Consider the following 18,715-nt stretch of genomic DNA (forward strand, 5'->3'; position numbering starts at 1 on the left):
CGGCCTCAGACCTGGACGCCCACATGCTTCAGCACGTCGTCGGCCAGCTCCGTCGTCGGCCGCTCGCCGTCCAGGAAGACAGTCCCGGCGGGCATGGTGTCCGCAGCCGCCACGCAGCGCGCAACCCGGTCCACGACCCACCCGTGGGCGGCGGCGTTGCGCCCGGAACTCCCCGGTGCGGCGGCGCGGGCGCCGACGCGGCGCTCCAGCACGGTCGCGGGGACCTTGAGGAAGAAGTGGTGCACGGTGACATCGGCCGCCGCGAACGCGCCGAAGACCTCGCTCACATAGAGCGGGTCGACCAACGTCATCGGCGCCAGGACCGGGCGTTCGTACTCCTCCAGCAGCCCCAGCGCCAGCGACACCAACTGGCGGCGCCACAGGCGCAGATCTTGGAAGTCGCCGGTCGGGTCATCCACGATGTCCCCCAGGAGCAGGCCGACCTGCTCCGGGTCGTACACCAGCGCATCGGGCCAGCGGCTGTGCAGTTCGGCTACCAGGGTCGTCTTGCCCGCGCCGAAGGAGCCGTTCACCCAGACGATCATGTCGTTCTCTCCTCTTCGATGCCTATCGCCGTGATCCGGTCGAGGACAGCGGTGTAGACGGACCGTTTGTCGGGTCGTGCGTGGTCGGCCGCGTGCCGAAGCGCGGGGACCGCCCGCCGGCCCATGCGCAGGAGACCGTCCAGCGCCGATCCGCGCACGACCGGGTGGGGGTGGTCGAGCAGGCCGACGATCGCGGGGACGGCGGGCTCCCACGCCGCGTGGGTAAGGGTCCGGACGGCCGAACGCACCACGTCCGGCTGCGGATCGCGCAACAGCGTCGACGTGTGGTGCAGATAGGTCGACCGGTCGAACAGCGCGCGGGAGGTCCGCTGGGCGTGGAGACGGACACGAGGGCGGGGGTGGTGCAACAACTCGTCTATCAGCGCCAGCAGTTCGGGGTCGTCGGGGGTCGGGGTCGCCTTCGCGCCGACGTGTTCCTCGGTGAGACGGGTGAGCGCCCGGCGGATCTGTTCGGGGCCACCGGTACGGGCCAGACGCAGCAGCTCCTGCCGGGACGGCTCACCGGAGACTTCCGCCGGTGCCGTCAACCGGGCCTGTTCGTGGGCGCCTTGGCGATCGGCGGCCGGGTCGCGCAGCGGCCCCTCGACCAGAAACAGGCTGTCGGCCTCGCGGTCCCGGCCCTCGGCGCGCAGTCGGCGGCGGATCTCCATGAGCGTGGGGGTACGGAGCAGCGTACGGCCGGCGAGCAGGTCGAGGAATCCCCACGCGCCCGACGCGACGCGGTCGCCGAGGATCACGGCGAGCGTATCCGCCGGTATGGCGTCCAGGGCGGGACGGACGGCTTCCGGAGCCTGCTGCCACCACTCCAGGAGTCGCGGTACGAGCGGTCGAAGCGCGGACGGGTCGAGTTGTACGGCCAGGTGGGCCAGCCGCTCGTACCGGATCTCGGCGCCAGCCCGCTCCAGCTCCTCCAGTGTGGCCAGAAGGTCGGCCGGATCGGCCGGAGCGGCCGCATCGGCAGGGACGTCGACGTCGACACGGCCGTGGAGATACGCGCGTAGTACCGCCGAACGCACCTCGGGATCAGGCCACTTGAGCAGTGCGGTGGCGGCGGTACGGCGCCGGTCCGGGTCAGGCGCGTCGAGCATGTCCAGCAGCCGCGCGCGCAGGGCCGCCGAACGGGGCTGGTCGAGGTCGTCCGCGCGTACCGTCCGGTGCGAGGAGACGTCGGCGACGGTCTCACCGAGGGTCCAGGGCGGCGCGTCCAAGGGCTGGAGCGCCGTCATCCAGTCGAGGAGAACGGTCCGGGTCGCGGGGTCGGCGGCAGGATACGCGTCGGCCAACGCGACCAGTCGCTCACGGGAGTTGGGCCCCGGCTTCCGAGCGCGGCGGAACGCCTCCGCTTCGGCCGGTGCGCTTACGGCGGCGGCCAATGGAATCCGCCAGGCCCGCCCGTCGACCGAGAGGACCACGTCCGCGATTCCGAACGCCTCGCGCAGCACGGCGACTTCGGCCCGCGCGGTGGTCGCCCGCCCGGAGCCCGCTGCTGCGAGCGCCCGGTCCAGGTCGGCGCGCGTGAGCACCGCGCCGCAGTGGCGCAGCAGGGTGAGCGTCGGCGCGGGTACGGTGCCCGGCAGCGCGCGTACGGCGTCGGCCACGGCCCGCTTCTCCACCGTCGGCAGCGTCGGTGCCAGCTCCGCGAGCACGGACACGATGCCCGCCGCGTCGTCGCCCGAAGTCGCCCTGTCCGTCAGGCACATGAGCAGAAGCCGGGTGTAGCGCGCGTAGGTCCGCTTCTCGACGTCCGACAGTCGGCTCGGGCACAGCCGGACCGCTGTCCGCACCAATCGCGTCCGCGTGTCCGACGAGTTCCGCGCCGAGTCGGCCAGGGCGAGCCAGTCCGTGAGCGTCGGCCGCAGCCCGTGCGGGTCGTGGCGTGTGGGCAGTTCCGGCTGCCCGGCGATCCGCAGCGCGATCGCGGGCCGCCAGCCGCCCGACGCCAGCGCGTCGATGTCGGAGAGCGGCGCGCTGTCCGGCGGGCGCTCCGCGAGGCACCCGCTCAGCAATCGGCGGGCGCGAGGTTCCTCCGTACGCTCCACGGCGGCGCGCAGGGTCGCCTCGTAGGCGTCGCCGAGGATGGCGCGCAGCGCGTCGACAAGCGCGGTCCTGAGTCCCGGATTGTCGTGTCGGCCGAGCCAGTTGAGGAGCTGGGGCACCGCGACCGCCGTGCCCGCCTCGGCCAGCACTCCGGCGGCGGTCTTCTTGATGTTCATGTTCGGGTGGTCGAGACACGCGGCGATCGCGCCCGCCGCCCAGCGCGCCCGTGCGTGCCCGAGGGCGAGGAGCGCCTGCCGTACGGTCTGGATGTCGTCGGCGGTGGTGAGCGTGATGAGGCTCGCCGAGAGCGCCTGCGCGTCGGCGCCGTCGGAGTCCTTGGCGAGCAGCTCGATCACGTGTTTACGCAGGTGGGGGTCGCGGTGGCGGAGCAGCCGGTGCACACGTGGCCGGGTGTGCGGGTACGGGATGCGGGTGAGCAGTTCGAGGAGGATCACCCGCTCGTCGTCGGTCGGCTCGGGCCGCTCGAGAAGGTCGAGCACCATGGTGGCGGCGAGCGCGTTGCCCGCCGCTTCGGCGTCGGCGGCGTCGAGCAGACAGATCGGCCGGATCCTGCGCCGCGCGTGGAGCCGGCGGCCGAGTTCGCGTACGGCTTCGAGTACTTCCTCGGGAACGACGGGCTCACCGGTCGACGGCTGCTGCTCGGTCAACGTCCGTTCCGTGAGGGCGAGTTCGGCGACGACGCGCAGGAGGAGGTCCGCGATGACCGGGAGCGTGCCCGCGCCGCCGTGGGCGGCCAGTGCGCACAGCGCGGCCACTGGTTCGTCCCGGTTCACGCGAGCCCCGAGCAGGGCCAGTTCACCCTCGTCGGGGCCGCCGAGATCGGCGGCGATCCGGGCGGGCAGATCGGCGGGATCGAGACGTACGAGGAGGGCGCGCCGCTCCGCCGTGTCCTCGGTGAGCTGCCACAGCAGCTCAAGTGCCCGGTGCCGTACGGCGCGCAGGTGCGGCGCGATGACGCTCTCGCCCTGCGCGTCGGTGAGGCCGAGCCCGTCCCGCAGCGCCGCCACGGTCCGCTGTCCCCCGATGGCTTCCAGGGTGTGGAGAACGGTCGTGGGCTCGGTGGCCAGGCGTGCCAGTACGGCCTCTTCGGCGGCCGTGTGACGCAGCGCGCGCAGCGCTTCGAGGAACGGCCGGGGGGACGAAGTCGCCACGAGCGTACGGGTGATGGCGTCCGCGACAGGAAGTTCATCCGAGCCGCCCGTGCCCTGTCCGGCCAGCGCGACCAGCAGGGCGAGCCTGCGCGGCCAACTCGGATCGTCGGCCGGGGCGTCGATCAGCAGCCGCAACATGTCCTTGCGGCAGGTGAACAGGATGGTCGCGACATCGTGCGGTTCGATGGCGTGGTCGGCCAGGGCGAGCGCGACGACGGCGGGGACGTCCTGTCCGGTCACGAAGTGGCCTCGCCGGTGGAGCCCGCGCAGACAGGCGACGGCCGGTTCGCCGAACAGCAACGGGTCGCGCGCGGCGACGGCGATCAGCTCGCGGATGTCGTCGCGTGTCGCGAGCGGGCCGAGCAGTTCCAGGGCGCGGCGCCGCAGTCGGGGCGGCAGGTCCGGGTCGTCGATGGCCTGCCGCAGCGCACCGCTGTGGCCGTGCCGGGCGAGGGCGGTGAGGGCGGCTTCGGGCACCTCGGGTCGTACGGTCGCCTCGGCGGCGGTCAGGAAGACGGACAGACGATGTGGCGGCAGAGGTTCCAACGTCGCCCAGGGCTCGGCGAGTTCGACCAGCGCGGCGACGACGCCCCCGGCATCGAGATCGAGCATCCGCGACAGGTGCGCGCGGACCGGCGCGACCGCCAGTACCCCGGTGTGCAGCCCTTCCCGGGCCAGCCTCAACGACTCCCCCACCAGCACCTGATCGCCGCTGTCCAGCAGCTCAGCCACCAGTCGCGGTGGCCGGCGGGCAGCAGCGATACCCGTCTCCCGGACGGCCTGGTGGAGCAGTTCGCTCGCGGGCTCCCGGCGGACAGTCGTCGGATCGTTGGCGATCTCGGCGCGCAGCCAGGCGATCTGTACGCGTACGGGGAGCCCGGCCGTACGCCACGCGGGGACGCGGCCGGCCAGGGCGTACGGCGTCGGAACGTGCGGTCCGAGCCGCGCGTACAAGTCGGCCAGGGCGAGCGCGTCCTCCGCCGGCCGGTCGGCGGGCTTCGCCGCCGACATCGCGGCGGGCAGTAGAACGGCGAGCCGCGCGCACGCGTCGGCGTCGGCGCCGACGAGGGCGACCCGCTCTCCGAGGAGCGCCAGCCCCAGCGACCGTACGCGCGCGTCCGCGTGCCCGACCAGCCGCTCGAAGACGTCCGGCGGGCAGCCCATCGGGTCAAGCAGCTCGAACATCCGACGGACGTCGGCCCGCCGGAGCGCATGGTCGAGCACTTCGTCCCCGGGTGTCATCCCGGTCGATACTAGACGCGGCCTCGGCGGCCTCACCAGCGGAATTCGAAGCGACGGTGGTCAGGATCGGCGGCAGCCGACGACGCCTCAGAACACGTGCATCGACTTGTCGAACACGCCAGCCACCGCTCCGTAGACGCTGCACCGCACGGAGTGCCTTGCCCTTCGGCGGAGCACCACCCCCAACAGGAAGAAGGCCGTGAAGAACCCACCGAGGACCGCTGCCGCGACCGGATGGTAGACGAAGGAGACGAAGCACCCGACGCCGGCCCAGACCGCAATCGGCAGCAGCGAGCCACGCAGAATCTTCCAGAACGTGACGCGTACCGCGCCGGGCGGCAGCACACGTTCATTCCACACCTCGATGTGGTTCCGCGTCACACAGTGCTCAAGGCGCATGGGTCCAGCAGATCACCACCCCGCTCCGCTCCGCGCCCGGCATGGTGCTCCGTGCCGAACCGGCTACGCCTCGGCCGCCAGAGTCTTGACCGTGTCGGCGAGGGCGTCCCACGACTGCCGCGTGTCCGGGGTCCTGTCGTGCGGTGCGCGCAGTACGGCCAGGAATTCGGCGACGTCGTTCAAGGCCCACCGCAGGCGGTAGAGCGCCAGGGCCGAGGGGTCCGGCTTGCGACCGGCCGTCTCCTCGTACCGTACGAGGTCGTCCGGGCCGTCCGCGACCAGCCAGAGGTCCCGCTCCGGGACCGCGAGGCCCACCGTGTCCCAGTCGAGCAGCAGTCGCCGCTCCCCCGCGCGCAGCAGATTGCCGGGGTGCGGTTCGCCGTGGGTGACGACGAGCGGGGCGCTCGCGGTCCTCAACTCCCCGGCCCGCCGGTCGAATTCGTCGAGCCGCCGGCGCAGGGCGGCGGCATGGTCCGCGAGCAGGTGTCGCGCCGGTTCGGCGTACGGTCCGAAGCCGTCCCAGGGGCCGCCCAACTCCCCCAGTGCGCCGTCCAGTTGGGGGCGCGTCGCGAACTCGGGCGGCAGTACGCGGGCCGAGGCCGGCGGGGCCGTCCGGTGCAGCCTGGCGAGGAGGTCCACGACCAGGCCACGCTCGTGCGCGGTGAGGGGTTCGCCGAAGTGGCCCGCCGTGCCCGGCACGAGCGGGAACACGCTGACCGCGTGCCTCGCCCCCAGCTCGCGTACGGTCTCGCCCTCGGCGGTCCGGAGCGGCGCGACCACGAAATCCAGGCCGTCCGGCTCTGCGTCACGCAGAGCGACGGCGGTGTCCATGGCGTCCCGCAGACCGTGGAAGGCGGCCTCGGTCCCGTCCCCGTACCAGCTCTTGTGCGTCAGGTCGGCCACGGTCACGAACCACCGGCGCTCACGCGTGTCGGTGGCGGTCCAGTGGTAGTCGCCGAAGCCTACGGGGGCATACTCCCAGGTGACGGGCTCGATGCCCCACCCACGCAGGGCGTCGCGTACGTCGGAGTCCTGGATACCGGCGGGTCGCTCTTCCATGCCGGTGAAGGTAGCCGTCCGCCGCCGTGCGCGCACATCGTTAAACGGGTGGAGGGCAGGGGGCGGGGGCTGGTAGTTTGCCGATCATGAGCAGCCCCGAGTCCGACAGACTCAGGCCACCGGTCGCCGGTGGCTGATCCGCTGTCGAGTTGACGCCGTACGACCTCGCCGGTCGTGGGCGAGCGCTCGGTAGGGCTGTTGCCGCCGGTCCACCGTCGTGTGGGCCGCTTCTGAACGCCGGCACGCTCCGTGTCCCGCGTTTCAGCGTCTCCTGATCCGTCCCGGCCGCCGCCTGGCCGACCGTTCGTGAACTCCCCGGACACACCTGGCGGTTGGCGGATCTCTGCCGTATCGCCGTACGCCGTGACGGACCGTCATGCCGTACGGGCCCGGCCCACCTCCCCCCTCCGCGCCACCCACCGTCCCGTCAACTCCCTCAGCCTTCCTTGGGGTTTCTTCATGCCATTCGCTGTCTACGTGCTCGGGCTCGCCGTCTTCGCCCAGGGCACCTCCGAATTCATGCTGTCCGGGCTCGTCTCGGGCATCGCCGCCGATCTGCATGTGTCCATCCCCGCCGCCGGGCTCCTGACCTCGGCGTTCGCCGTGGGGATGGTGATCGGCGCGCCGTTGATGGCACTCTTCAGCCGTAAGTGGCCACGCCGCCGCGCGCTGTTGATCTTCCTGACCGCCTTCGTGGCCGCGCACATCGTCGGAGCCGTCACCCCCAGTTACGAGGTGCTGCTCGCGACCCGGATCGTAGGGGCGCTGGCGAACGCCGGATTCTGGGCGGTCGCCCTGGTCGCCGCGATCGCGATGGTCGAACCGGCGGCGCGGGCGCGCGCCACGTCCGTCGTGGTCGGCGGGGTCACCGTCGCCTGTGTGGTGGGCGTGCCAGCAGGCGCGCTGCTCGGCGAACATCTGGGGTGGCGGGCCGCGTTCTGGGCGGTGGCCCTCGTATCGCTGCCCGCCCTCGTGGCGATCGTGACGTCGGTCCCGGACGAGCGGCCCGCGACATCGGACGCGGACGCGTCCACGCCGTCCGAAAACCCCTCGGTCCGTGCGGAGTTGCGCTCGCTCACCGGTCGGCGCGTGCTGCTCACGCTGCTGACGATGGCACTCGTCCAGGGCGCCACGTTCTGCGCCTTCTCCTACCTCGAACCGCTGGCCACCCGTGTCACCGGACTCGGCAGCGGATGGGTGCCCGCCCTGCTGGCCCTGTTCGGGGTGGGATCGCTCATCGGCGTTACGCTCTCGGGCCGCGTCGCCGACGCGCGCCGGGGCACGCTCGTCGTGGCCGGCATGGCGTCCCTGGCTCTGGGCTGGATCGCGCTGGCGCTGAGCGCGGCGAGCCCGGTGGCCGCGATCGCGCTCGTCTTCGTACAGGGGTTGCTCGCGTTCGGCACCGGATCGGCGATGATCTCCCAGGTGTTCCAACTGGCTCCCGGCGCACCGACCTTGGCGGGTTCGTTCGCGACGGCGGCCTTCAACATCGGAGCCGCCGCCGGCCCATGGCTCGGCGGGCTCACCATCGACGCCGGCTTCGGCTTCCGGTCACCGGTATGGGTGAGCGCGGCACTGATGGCTCTCGCCCTGACCACGGCCGCCGTCATCCGGCTCGGTTGCCTGCCCCGACTCACAAAAGCTACTGTCGTGGTGAAAAGCTAGAGCCTCTAAGCAACGAAAGGCCGCACCCGTGCCGGTCGGCAAGGACACTCCTCGGCAGCGCTACCGCCACCACGTACGCGCGGAGATCAAGCAGGCCGCGCTGCGGCAGATCGGCGCGGGCGGGCCCGCGTCGCTCAGCCTCAACGCGATCGCCAGGGAGCTGGGAGTCACCGGACCGGCGCTGTACAAGTACTTCGGCAGCCGGGACGCGCTGCTCACGGAGTTGATCCTGGAGGGTTACGAGAGTGTCGCCGCGGCGGTGCGGGCCGAGGGCGCCCGTACCGCCGAGAGGCCGGCGCGGGAGCGGCTGCACGCGCTGGCCGCCGTGTACCGGAAGTGGGCCGTGGACGCCCCGCATCTGTATCAGTTGCTGGCGGGCGCGCCGTCGCCCGGCTACGAGGCCCCGGCCGAGACGGTCGACAGCGCGCGGGCCGTCCTCGGCCCGTTCCTGGCGGTGCTGGCGCAGGGGTCCGCCCGGCCGGCGGCCGACGCCCTGGAGGCGGAGCTGCGCGCCTGGGCGCGGAGCACGCCCGCGGTCGCCGAGTGGGTACGGCAGTACGCCCCCGACGCGGATCCCGGCCCGGTCCTCGCGGCGTCGGTCACCGTCTGGTCGCGGCTGCACGGAGTGGTCAGCCTGGAGATCCAGGGGCAGTTCGGGGGCATGGGCCACCGTGGCAGCACCCTGCTCACGTCGGAGATCGACGCCCTCGCCGACGCGCTGGGGCTGCCGCCGCGCCCGAAGGGCTGACCGGTATGACGGGCGCGGGCGCGCAGCCGGAGCCGAAGCCGGAGCCGACCCGAACGCCGGACCCACCGCTCGGGAGGTGGGAACCGGCGCCGCCGGCCGAGGTGGTGCGGCTGTTCTCTCCCCTGCGCCGCCCCTGGTGGATCGCGGGCGGTTTCGCGATCGAGTTCGCCGTGGGCCACGCCTTCCGCGGCCACGGCGACATCGACGTCCTGCTCCTGCGCCGCGACCAGCTCGAGGCACAGCGGGCGCTGGCGGGCTGGGAGTGGTGGGCCGCCGATCCGCCGGGCAGGCTGCGCCCGTGGGCGCCCGGCGAGATCCTGCCGGCCGGCGTCCACGACATCTGGTGCCGCCCCGGACCCGACGCGCCCTGGCGCATCCAGGTCATGCTCGACGAATCGCACGGCACGCAGTGGACGTCGCACCGCGATCCCCGCGTGCGCCGCCCTGTCGCCGGCCTCGGCGTGACCTCCGCCGAGGGTGTGCCCTACCTGGCACCCGAGGTGCAGCTTTTCTACAAGGCCAAGGAGCCGCGCCCCAAGGACGAGGAGGACTTCACCGCCGTCCTGCCGCTGCTGACCGGCGAGCAGGCGCGCTGGCTCGCCGACGCGATCTCTCTTACGTACGACACGTACGACACGTACGACACGTACGACACGTACGACGCCGCCGGCGGCCAAGGCCCGCATCCCTGGCTCGCGCGACTGCGCCAGGCGGGCGGGCGGGCGGGCTGGGCGGCAGCCCGTAGACCGGTGCAAGTGACCCCCACTTCCCTGTCACACCGGACCCGTCCCATCCGTCATCACGGTGAAGGAACGTAACGACGGGGTGGGTCGAGAGGTACGGCGATGGACGAGAACGAATTCCTGGCAAGGCGTTTCGAGACGCACCGCACCCATCTGCGGGCGGTCGCCTACCGGATGCTCGGCTCGCTGAGCGAGGCGGACGACGCGGTCCAGGAGGCGTGGCTCAAGCTCCACCGTTCCGACACGAGCGAGGTCGAGAACCTGGCCGGCTGGCTGACGACGGTCGTGGGCCGCGTCTGTCTGGACATGCTGCGCTCGCGCGCCACGCGGCGTGAGGACCCGCTGGAGGAGCGCGTACGGCTGCCCGACCCGATCATCAGCAGCGTGGACGGCGTCGACCCCGAGCACGAGGCGCTGCTCGCGGACTCGGTCGGCCTGGCGCTGCTCGTCGTACTCGAGGCGCTGGCTCCCGCGGAGCGGCTGGCCTTCGTCCTGCACGACCTGTTCGCCGTGCCTTTCGACGAGATCGCCCCCGTCCTCGGGCGCACTCCGGCCGGTGCGCGGCAGCTCGCCAGCCGGGCCCGGCGGCGCGTGCGGGGGGCGGCTCCGACTCCCGATCCGGATGGCGCCAAACAGCGCGAGATCGTGGACGCGTTCCTCGCGGCGGCGCGCCAGGGCGACTTCGACGCGCTCGTCGCACTGCTCGACCCGGACGTCGTGCTGCGCTCGGACAGCAGCGGCACGCTGCCTCCTGGCGGGGTGGTGCGCGGTGCGGCGGCCGTCGCGGGCGGGGCGATCATCGGGGCTCAGTTGGCCGGGGCGGCGCGGCCCGCGCTCGTCAACGGCACGGCGGGAGTTGTCGGCATGGCGGGCGGACGGCCGATCTCGGTCCTGGCGTTCACGATCACGAACGGCAGGATCGCCTCCATCGTCATCCTCAGCGACCGCGAGCGCCTGGACCAGCTCGATCTCACCGTCCTGGACGGATAGACGGATGGCCGCGTCCTCTTCGTCAGGCAGGCTTGACGTCAAGGCAGCCTGACGAACAGGATGGAGCCATGTCCACACCTGACGAGTTGGAACGCCGGTTCACGCTGCCCGGCGCCGTCGCGCGCTACGACGCGCTGCGCACCCGCGACGCCCTGGCGTCCCCCGCCGACGAGGACGAGGCCGATCGCGGCGGCCCCGCCGACCGCCCCGACGCCGACGCGCTCACGCGCGAGGAGTCGCTGGAACTGCTCGCACTCGGCGAGGTCATCGCACGCAAGGCGGGATACGGGCGGCAGCTCTCCGTACGGTCCGCGCGCCGGGCCGGCGCCTCGTGGTCGCAGATCGGCGCGGCCCTGGGCACCAGCAAGCAGGCGGCCTGGGAGGCACACAACCGGTGGATCGACGAGCAGGCCCAGGAGTCCGGCGACGGGCACTGGGGCTGGGACGCGGACGAGGTGGCGGCTGCCCGCGCGCTCGCGGGCGAGCCGGAGGGCGGCGGCACCCGATGAACGAGCCCGCCGTCGACCCACACGCCGTCGACTCCAAGGCCGTCGACTCCTCCACCGTCGAACCGTTCGTCCTCGACATCCCGCAGGCCGAACTGGACGATCTCGCCGCCCGGCTCGCAGCGACGCGCTGGCCCGACGAACTCCCGGGCGCCGACTGGTCCATGGGCGTATCGCTGCCCTATCTCCGGGACCTCGCCGAGTACTGGCGCACGGACTACGACTGGCGGGCGCAGGAGGCGTATCTCAACCGATTCCCGCAATTCACGACGGTCATCGACGGCGCCACCGTCCACTTCCTGCACATCCGTTCCACGGGGGCCGACTCCGGGACCGACGCGCTGCCGCTGCTGATCACCCACGGCTGGCCGGGCTCCGTGGTCGAATTCCTCGACGTCATCGGCCCCTTGACCGAACCTCGCGCGTACGGCGGCGAGGCGGCCGACGCGTTCCATCTCGTCATCCCGTCGATTCCGGGTTACGGCCTGTCCGGACCGACGCGCGACGGTGGCTGGGACGTGCGCCGAGTCGCCATGGCATGGGCCGAGTTGATGCGGAGGCTGGGGTACGACCGGTACGGCGCGCAGGGCGGCGACTGGGGGCACGCGATCACCCGCGAACTCGCCGCTGTCGACAGCGAACACGTCGTCGCGATCCACCTCAACACGCTGCTGACGCTCCCGCCGGACGACCCGGCCGAAGCCGCCGCGCTCACCGACGACGATCGCGAACGACTGGCCCAACTGATGGCCGCCGAACCGGAGATGTCGGGCTACGCGAAGATCCAGGGGACCCGGCCCCAGACACTGGCGTACGGCCTGACGGACTCTCCGGTCGGTCAACTCGCCTGGATCGTGGAGAAGTTCAAGGAGTGGACGGACGGTGCCGGGACGACGCCCGACGACGCGGTGCCGCGCGACCGGCTCCTGACGAACGTCATGCTGTACTGGCTCACCGCGACCGCCGGATCGTCCGCCCGTCACTACTGGGAGGCCGCCCACCCGTCCCGCCCGCCGCGCACCGAACGGCTCACGACGCCCACCGGTGTGGCGGTCTTCGCGGGAGATCCGGCCCGCCCCGTGCGGCGGCTCGCCGAGCGGGACAACGCCGTCGTCCACTGGTCGGAGTTCGACCGCGGCGGCCACTTCGCCGCGATGGAGGAACCCGATCTGTTCGTCGGCGACGTCCGCGCGTTCTTCCGCCGATTCCGGCCCGGCGCCGACCCGCATGCCCGGCCCGCACGCCCGGCCCAAGCAAGTGTCAACGTCGGGTTGACACCCTCAGATGTGTCAACCTAAGGTTGACGCATGACGCACCCCATCCGGCTCGACGATCTGATCGAAGCCATCAAGAAGGTTCACACCGATGCCCTCGACCAGCTTTCCGACGCGGTCATCGCCGCGGACCATCTCGGCGACGTGGCCGATCACCTGATCGGTCACTTCGTCGATCAAGCACGACGCTCGGGCGCCTCCTGGACCGACATCGGGCGGAGCATGGGAGTCACCCGGCAGGCCGCGCAGAAGCGGTTCGTCGCGAAGACCCCCGGCGACGGGCCGGACCTCGACACCAGTCAGGAGTTCAGCCGCTTCACCGACCGGGCCAGGAACGTGGTGATGGCCGCTCAGGAGGAGTCCCGCGCGGCGGGCAACGACCAGACCCGGCCGGAGCACCTCGCGCTCGGACTCCTGAGCGAGCCCAAGGGCATCGGCGCGCGGGCGATCGTCGCGCAGGGCGTGACCCCGGACGCCGTACGCGAAGCGGTCGAGGCGATCCTGCCGCCGGCCGTCCCGAGCGTGCCCGAACTCATTCCGTACGACGCGGGCGCGAAGAAGGCCCTGGAACTCACCTTCCGCGAGGCCCTGCGCATGGGGCACAACTACATCGGGACCGAGCACATCCTGCTCGCCCTGCTGGAGTTGGAGGACGGCAAGGGGGTGCTCAGCGGTCTCGGTATCGACAAGTCGGCCGCCGAGGCGTTCACGACCGAGACGCTGGCCGCCTTCGTCGCGGCACAAGAAGACAAGTAGCTCCTCAGCGGGTGGTTCCAGGCGACCGGTTCAAGACGAGAAGGCAGTACGGCTGCACGTCCCGGCCCCGGCACCGCCCACGAAGGGCGTGCCGGGGCCGGGGGCGCGGCCGTCAGGGGCGTCCCGCCGCCGGGACCTCCTCGCCCGCGGGCACCGGTCCCGGCGGTGTCCCGTCACCGAAGGGGCGACCGCCCAGCTCCTCGCGGTGGTGAGGGGTGAGCCAGCCGGACAGATCGGGTCCCAGGGGGACGATGCGGGTGGGATTCACGCCGGTGTGCACCATGTAGTAGTGCCGCTTGATGTGGTCGAAGTCGACCGTGTCGCCGAAGCCGGGTGTCTGGTAGAGGTCCTTGGCATACGCGTTGAGTACCGGGTCCTCGGCCACCTTGAAGCGGTTGCACTTGAAGTGTCCGTGGTAGACGGCGTCGAAGCGCACCAGCGTGGTGAACAGCCGGATGTCGGCCTCGGTGATGGTGTCCCCCACCAGATACCGCTGCCCTGCCAGCCGCTCCGACACCAGCTCCAGGCGGCGGAACACGTCGCGGTACGCGCGCTCGTACTCGCTCTGCTCCGTCGCGAAACCGGCCCGGTAGACACCGTTGTTGACGTCCCGGTAGATGCCCTCCATCACCTCGTCGATCTCGTCGCGCAACGGCTGCGGGTAGAGGTCGGGCGCCCCGGGCCGGTGCAGCGCCGTCCACTCGGTCGCGAGGTCGAGCGTGAGCTGCTGGTAGTCGTTGGTGACGAGTTTCCCGCTCGGTACGTCCACGAGCGCCGGCACGCTGACACCACCGGGGTACTCCGTCTCGCGTGCGTCGTAAGCCTCGCTGAGATAGCGGATGCCCAGGACCGGATCGCGATCACCGGGATCGAGGGTGAAGCGCCAACTGCGGTCGTCCTGGATGGGATCGGTGACGGCGAGGGAGATCGCGTCCTCCAGGCCGAGCAGCCGACGCGACACGAGCGCGCGGCTCGCCCACGGGCAGGCACGACTCACCACCAGCCGATAGCGGCCCGCCTCGACCGGCCAGCCGTCCTGGGCGTCGGCGGTGACGCGGTCCGCGAAGTGACTCCTGGACCGCTTGAACGCCTTCTTGCCGTACGCGGCGTTTCCTTCCGCGCCTTTCCCGGCCGCGCCTTTCCCGCCCGCACCCTTCCCGCCCGCTCCGTCGGCTCCCGTGGCGCCGGTTGCGTCGCTCATGGCCATCCTTCCCCGGTAGGGCCCTGGCTGAGAGCCCGGGGCCGGACCTCGATCATCGGCGGACCGTTCTCGTACGCTCTGTTCCACGCTGTCCAGCACGTGCGGAAACACACGTACGGGGGCGCCGGTCCGGAAAAAACCGGGCGCCAGACGGCTCGAGCGCGCGTACGTTCTACAGTGCTTGATCGTTCCCACCTCACGCACCTCGGAGAGGTTTCCCGTCCCATGAACGCCGTAAGTGACGCCACCAGTGACGACAACCGCGCCTTTCTCGAGCGCACCGCCGACCGTCTCGCCGCGCTGCCCGCCGTCAAGGCGGTGACGCTCGGCGGTTCACGCGCCCAGGGCACCGAACGGCCGGACAGCGACTGGGACTTGGCCGTCTACTACGAAGTCGGCGGCGCGGAGGTGTTCGACCCGGCCGATCTGCGGGCCGTCGACTGGCCCGGCGAGGTCTTTGAGATCGGCGCCTGGGGCGGCGGGGTCTTCAACGGCGGCGCGTGGCTGACCATCGAGGGGCGGGCGGTCGACGTGCACTACCGCGATCTCGCCGTGGTCAGGCATGAACTGGCCGAGGCGGAGCAGGGCCGCTTCCACGTCGAGCCGCTGATGTTCCATCTCGCGGGTATCCCCAGCTATCTGGTCGTCGCCGAGCTGGGCATCAACCGGGTGCTACGAGGTGAACTCCCCGGTCCCGACTATCCGGCGGCACTGCGCGAGACGGCACCCGAGCGCTGGCTCGGCGACGCGCGTATGACGCTCGCGTACACGAAGGCCAACCATGTCCCGCACGGCCGGCTCACGGAGGTCGTCGGCAATCTCGCCATCGCCGCGACGCAGACGGCGCACGCCGTGCTGGCGGCGCGCGGTGAGTGGGTGACGAACGAGAAGACGCTGCTGCGGCGGGCGGGGCTGCGGGACCTCGACATGATCACGGCGGAGCTGAGCACGGACCCCGGGGAGCTGGCGGGTTCGATCGCCGAGGCCGAGGCGTTGTTCGCCTCGGTGTCCGCCTACTGAGGCGGCCGGGGACCCCCTTATGCCGCACATATCTCCGTCCCGGATGGCGCAACACCGACAGGTGTGGGTTTGTTGTAGCAACGCGTGCGTGCTGACCACGCACCGTGACCAACACGGTGTGTGCCCACCCGTGAAGTTCGACCCAAGGGAGCCGCGCCATGCCGCTCGACCCCACCACCCCCATCAACAACGACCGCTACGACCAGTACGACCACCACGACGAACTGCCTCGACCGGGCGCGCCGGAGCGCGCCGGGGCGCGGGACGCGATCACCGACTCCGGTGAGGAACCCATACGCACGCTGCTCTGGACGGCCGCCACGCACCGGCCGCTGGAGGAGGTGGCCGCGCTGGTGATGCTGCTCAAGCGGACCGGCGAGGTGCCCAACCCCGGTGACGAGGCGCTGCGGGTCGCCGCCGTGGCCCGCCCCGTGGACGAGGTCATGCAACTCGTCGCCATGCTGAACGAGCCGCCGCACGAGATCGACGAGGCCGACACGACACTGCGCGCCGCCGCCGTCGGCAGGCCGATCGAGGAAGTGGCGCAGTTGGTGTCCTACCTCGGCACGCACGAGAACGAGCCGCCCTTCGCGACCGCCCACCGGAGGCCGGCGCGCCGGGAGCCGAACCGCGAAGAGCCGAAGCGCGAAGAACCGAAGGGCGAGCCGGAGAACGAGGTGCCGGAGAACGAGCCGAACCGCGAGGAGCCGGCGCCGACACTGTTCCGGCTCCCCGACGAGCACGGCCGTCGCGACGCGTACGACCCGCGCGACCCGCGCAGCCTCCACGACCTGCGCGACGCCCGTGACTCCCGTGACCCGCGCGACGTATCCGCCCGTCTGGCGGAGCACGCCGACCAGGCGGCCCACGTGGCTCGTCCCCCCGAGCCCGAGATCGAGCCCGAAGCAGCGCGCGACCGCGAGCCCGACCCCGAGCCCGAGCGCGTCGCGCCGTGGACGAGCGCCCCGGCCGGTCCGCCGCCCGAGGTCCCGCGCCTCGCTCCGGCCGCCGACCGTCGGCCCGCCGCCCGGCCCGGAGCCCGTACGGTCACGACCGCCCTGCGTTCCCCGCTGCGCTGGCCCGCCGCCGCCGCGCTGTTGGCGTGCGGTGTGATCCATCTGCCGACGGACTTCGCCGGTATGCGGTCCGGCGGGTACGCGGACGCGGTCTCCCTCGTCGTCACCCTGCTCTGTCTGGTGTTCGGCCTCTGGCTGGCGGTGGCCGACTCGGCGCGGATCTGGGCCGCGAGCGCGGCCACGGCTGTCGGGATCATCGCAGCCCACACGCTGTCGAGCCTCGGCACCGTCGATCTGCTCCGGAGCAGTCTGGGCGCCGACTTCGCCTGGGCGAGTCTCGTGGCGGTGGGCTGCGCCGCGGTCACCCTGGCGCTGGCGGGCACGGCGCTGACGGTCCGTCAGAAGACGGTGCGGAAGACGGCGCGCGGGACCGGACGGCAGACGCCGCGGAGGTCTTCACCGGCGTCGGGCGCCATCAACGACGCCTGAGAAACCGCACCTCACACCCCGTCCCCCGTTCGCGGTCTGTCACCGGCCACGAGCGGGGGACGGTCGCGTCACGCGCATACCAAGGGTCCAACTGACGAGTCACACGGGCCACTTGAGCCCCTTGACGTGAACGCGGCGGCCTGTATGGTCTAGGCCAAGTGGTAAAGACCTTTGCCGAAAGCACGCACTGTTCAGTGCCTTCGGACAAGGCTCCACGCCACGGCCCTTCGCGCCTCTTGGCCCCACCCCTGAGAGGCCGGCCCGAGCCGTACCCATGTCCCCCCACGGACCGGTACAGCCCGGGAAGACCTGATGTGAAGGAGTAACACATGCAGTCGAAACGGAAGCTGGCCGTCGCCCTCGGTGCGGTGATCGCGCCGATCGTCGCGATAAGCCTTCCCGCGGGTTCCGCGAGCGCCCACGGCTATATCTCCGACCCGCCGAGCAGGCAGGCCCAGTGTGCCGCCGGAACCGTAAGTTGCGGCGACATCAAGTACGAGCCCCAGAGCGTGGAAGGCCCCAAGGGGCTGACCAGTTGCAGCGGCGGGAATTCCCGCTTCTCGGAGCTGGACGACGACAACAAGGGCTGGGCGGTGACGCCGATCGGGTCCAGCCAGAACTTCAACTGGAAGATCACCGCTCGGCACGCCACCAGCACGTGGCAGTACTTCGTCAGCGGCCAGAAAGTCGCGGAATTCAACGACGGCGGCGCGCAGCCCGGCGCGACGGTCACTCATAACGTCAACTTCGGCGGCCTGTCGGGCAAGCAGAAGGTTCTCGCGGTCTGGAACATCGCGGACACCACGAACGCGTTCTACACGTGCATCGACGTGAACATAGGCGGCTGACGAATTCTCCCGCGGAGCCGGTAGCCACGATCCCTCCGCCGAAGAAACGCAGACCGCCCGAACGCTTTCACCGGCGCTCCTCCCGCTCCGGTCCGTGTACGATCCTCGCGTCGGTGAGCCCCTGATCTGCGAAAAGGGGCTCACCGACGTCGCTGCACCCACCCCCCACACCTGGGCCGTCGGCGTGTTCCGAGGCCCGTCCAAGGAAGTGAATCCCCTTGCGCAAGCGCCTTGTCGGCCTGCTCGCCGCGACAGCATCGGCCGCCGCTCTCTCCCTGACATCGCTCGCCCCTCTCTCGTCCGCCAACGAGTCGGGCATGGCCGACTTCGTCGTCACCGAGTCGCAGTTCAACCAGATGTTCCCGAACAGGAATTCCTTTTACACCTACGGCGGGCTCAATGCCGCGCTGAGCGCGTACCCGGGTTTCACCGGCACGGGCAGTGACACCGTACGTAAGCAGGAAGCCGCCGCGTTCCTGGCCAATGTCGGTCACGAGACCGGCGGCCTCGTCCACATCGTCGAGCAGAACACGGCCAACTACCCGCACTACTGCGACACTTCGCAGCCTTACGGCTGTCCCGCGGGCAACGACAAGTATTACGGCCGCGGGCCGATCCAGTTGAGCTGGAACTTCAACTACAAGGCGGCGGGGGACGCGTTGGGCATCGATCTGCTCAACAACCCCGACCTCGTGCAGAACGATTCCGCCGTCGCGTGGAAGACCGGCCTCTGGTACTGGAACACCCAGAGCGGTCCCGGCACCATGACCCCGCACAACGCCATGGTGAACAGCGCCGGATTCGGTGAGACGATCCGCAGCATCAACGGCAGCATCGAGTGCAACGGCGGAAACCCCGCCCAGGTGCAGAGCCGCATTGACAGCTACCGGCAATTCGCCGGAATCCTCGGCGTGGACCCGGGCGGCAATCTGAGCTGCTGACCCGGCTCCTGAGGCAAGAGCTGGGGGTGGCCCCGCCGGTGAC

Annotated in this window: 15 protein-coding genes and 1 pseudogene; 11 read left to right on the forward strand and 5 right to left on the reverse strand. The window is 71.4% G+C overall.

All coding sequences use genetic code 11. The annotated features are described in order from the left end of the window. Positions 1 to 5: 5 nt before the first annotated feature. The 4 genes from OG329_RS00950 to OG329_RS00965 all read right to left on the reverse strand — a co-directional run bounded on the left by OG329_RS00950 (position 6) and on the right by OG329_RS00965 (position 6,475). Entirely contained in the window at positions 6 to 545 is a 540-nt protein-coding gene (locus OG329_RS00950) for an AAA family ATPase (protein ID WP_405791806.1), read from the reverse strand. Continuing rightward, entirely contained in the window at positions 542 to 5,017 is a 4,476-nt protein-coding gene (locus OG329_RS00955; protein WP_405791808.1) for a HEAT repeat domain-containing protein, read from the reverse strand. The genes OG329_RS00950 and OG329_RS00955 overlap by 4 nt, the downstream gene beginning before the upstream one ends. 87 nt (positions 5,018 to 5,104) lie before the next feature. Next, the gene (locus OG329_RS00960; RefSeq protein ID WP_405791810.1) at positions 5,105 to 5,416 is read right to left on the reverse strand and encodes a hypothetical protein; all 312 of its coding nucleotides are present in this window, start codon (positions 5,414 to 5,416) and stop codon (positions 5,105 to 5,107) included. A gap of 63 nt (positions 5,417 to 5,479) precedes the next feature. Continuing rightward, entirely contained in the window at positions 5,480 to 6,475 is a 996-nt protein-coding gene (locus OG329_RS00965; RefSeq protein ID WP_405791812.1) for a phosphotransferase enzyme family protein, read from the reverse strand. Between the two features lie 459 nt (positions 6,476 to 6,934). On the opposite strand from OG329_RS00965, the gene OG329_RS00970 reads away from it, so the two are divergent. The 7 genes and pseudogenes from OG329_RS00970 (at position 6,935) to OG329_RS01000 (ending at position 13,157) form a co-directional block, all read left to right on the forward strand. Then, complete coding sequence (locus OG329_RS00970; RefSeq protein ID WP_405791814.1) at positions 6,935 to 8,140, forward strand: Cmx/CmrA family chloramphenicol efflux MFS transporter; 1,206 nt, start codon at positions 6,935 to 6,937, stop codon at positions 8,138 to 8,140. Between the two features lie 28 nt (positions 8,141 to 8,168). Then, positions 8,169 to 8,888 carry a TetR/AcrR family transcriptional regulator gene (locus tag OG329_RS00975; protein WP_405791816.1) on the forward strand — a complete coding sequence of 240 codons (720 nt, stop codon included), beginning with the start codon at positions 8,169 to 8,171 and terminating at the stop codon, positions 8,886 to 8,888. A gap of 5 nt (positions 8,889 to 8,893) precedes the next feature. Next, positions 8,894 to 9,595 (forward strand): annotated as a pseudogene (locus tag OG329_RS00980) (nucleotidyltransferase domain-containing protein); the annotation flags it as partial. A 138-nt stretch (positions 9,596 to 9,733) separates the two neighbouring features. After that, complete coding sequence (locus tag OG329_RS00985; protein ID WP_405791817.1) at positions 9,734 to 10,621, forward strand: sigma-70 family RNA polymerase sigma factor; 888 nt, start codon at positions 9,734 to 9,736, stop codon at positions 10,619 to 10,621. A gap of 68 nt (positions 10,622 to 10,689) precedes the next feature. Continuing rightward, positions 10,690 to 11,130, forward strand: a complete 441-nt coding sequence (locus tag OG329_RS00990; RefSeq protein WP_405791819.1) for a hypothetical protein — start codon at positions 10,690 to 10,692, stop codon at positions 11,128 to 11,130. After that, positions 11,127 to 12,425 (forward strand): epoxide hydrolase family protein, encoded by a 1,299-nt coding sequence (locus OG329_RS00995; protein ID WP_405791821.1) that lies wholly within the window; start codon positions 11,127 to 11,129, stop codon positions 12,423 to 12,425. Before OG329_RS00990 ends, OG329_RS00995 begins: the two co-directional genes overlap by 4 nt. Before the next feature lie 9 nt (positions 12,426 to 12,434). Continuing rightward, complete coding sequence (locus tag OG329_RS01000; RefSeq protein ID WP_405791822.1) at positions 12,435 to 13,157, forward strand: Clp protease N-terminal domain-containing protein; 723 nt, start codon at positions 12,435 to 12,437, stop codon at positions 13,155 to 13,157. Positions 13,158 to 13,269: 112 nt separating this feature from the next. Here OG329_RS01000 and OG329_RS01005 read toward each other — a convergent pair whose 3' ends face one another. Next, positions 13,270 to 14,358 (reverse strand): glutathione S-transferase family protein, encoded by a 1,089-nt coding sequence (locus OG329_RS01005; protein WP_405791824.1) that lies wholly within the window; start codon positions 14,356 to 14,358, stop codon positions 13,270 to 13,272. Between the two features lie 225 nt (positions 14,359 to 14,583). Between OG329_RS01005 and OG329_RS01010 the strand changes: the two genes are divergently transcribed. From OG329_RS01010 to OG329_RS01025, 4 genes are all read left to right on the forward strand, one after another. Then, positions 14,584 to 15,378, forward strand: coding sequence for a nucleotidyltransferase domain-containing protein (locus tag OG329_RS01010; RefSeq protein ID WP_405791826.1), 795 nt, complete (start codon positions 14,584 to 14,586; stop codon positions 15,376 to 15,378). Between the two features lie 158 nt (positions 15,379 to 15,536). Beyond that, the gene (locus tag OG329_RS01015; protein WP_405791828.1) at positions 15,537 to 16,883 is read left to right on the forward strand and encodes a hypothetical protein; all 1,347 of its coding nucleotides are present in this window, start codon (positions 15,537 to 15,539) and stop codon (positions 16,881 to 16,883) included. Between the two features lie 329 nt (positions 16,884 to 17,212). Beyond that, on the forward strand, positions 17,213 to 17,731 hold the full coding sequence (locus OG329_RS01020; protein ID WP_405791830.1) for a lytic polysaccharide monooxygenase auxiliary activity family 9 protein: 519 nt from the start codon (positions 17,213 to 17,215) through the stop codon (positions 17,729 to 17,731). A 218-nt stretch (positions 17,732 to 17,949) separates the two neighbouring features. Continuing rightward, a complete protein-coding gene (locus OG329_RS01025) occupies positions 17,950 to 18,672 on the forward strand; it encodes a chitinase (RefSeq protein ID WP_405791831.1) in 723 nt (240 codons plus the stop codon). Positions 18,673 to 18,715 lie beyond the last annotated feature (43 nt).

The sequence above is a fragment of the Streptomyces sp. NBC_01506 genome, assembly GCF_045040295.1.
Lineage (GTDB): Bacteria > Actinomycetota > Actinomycetes > Streptomycetales > Streptomycetaceae > Streptomyces.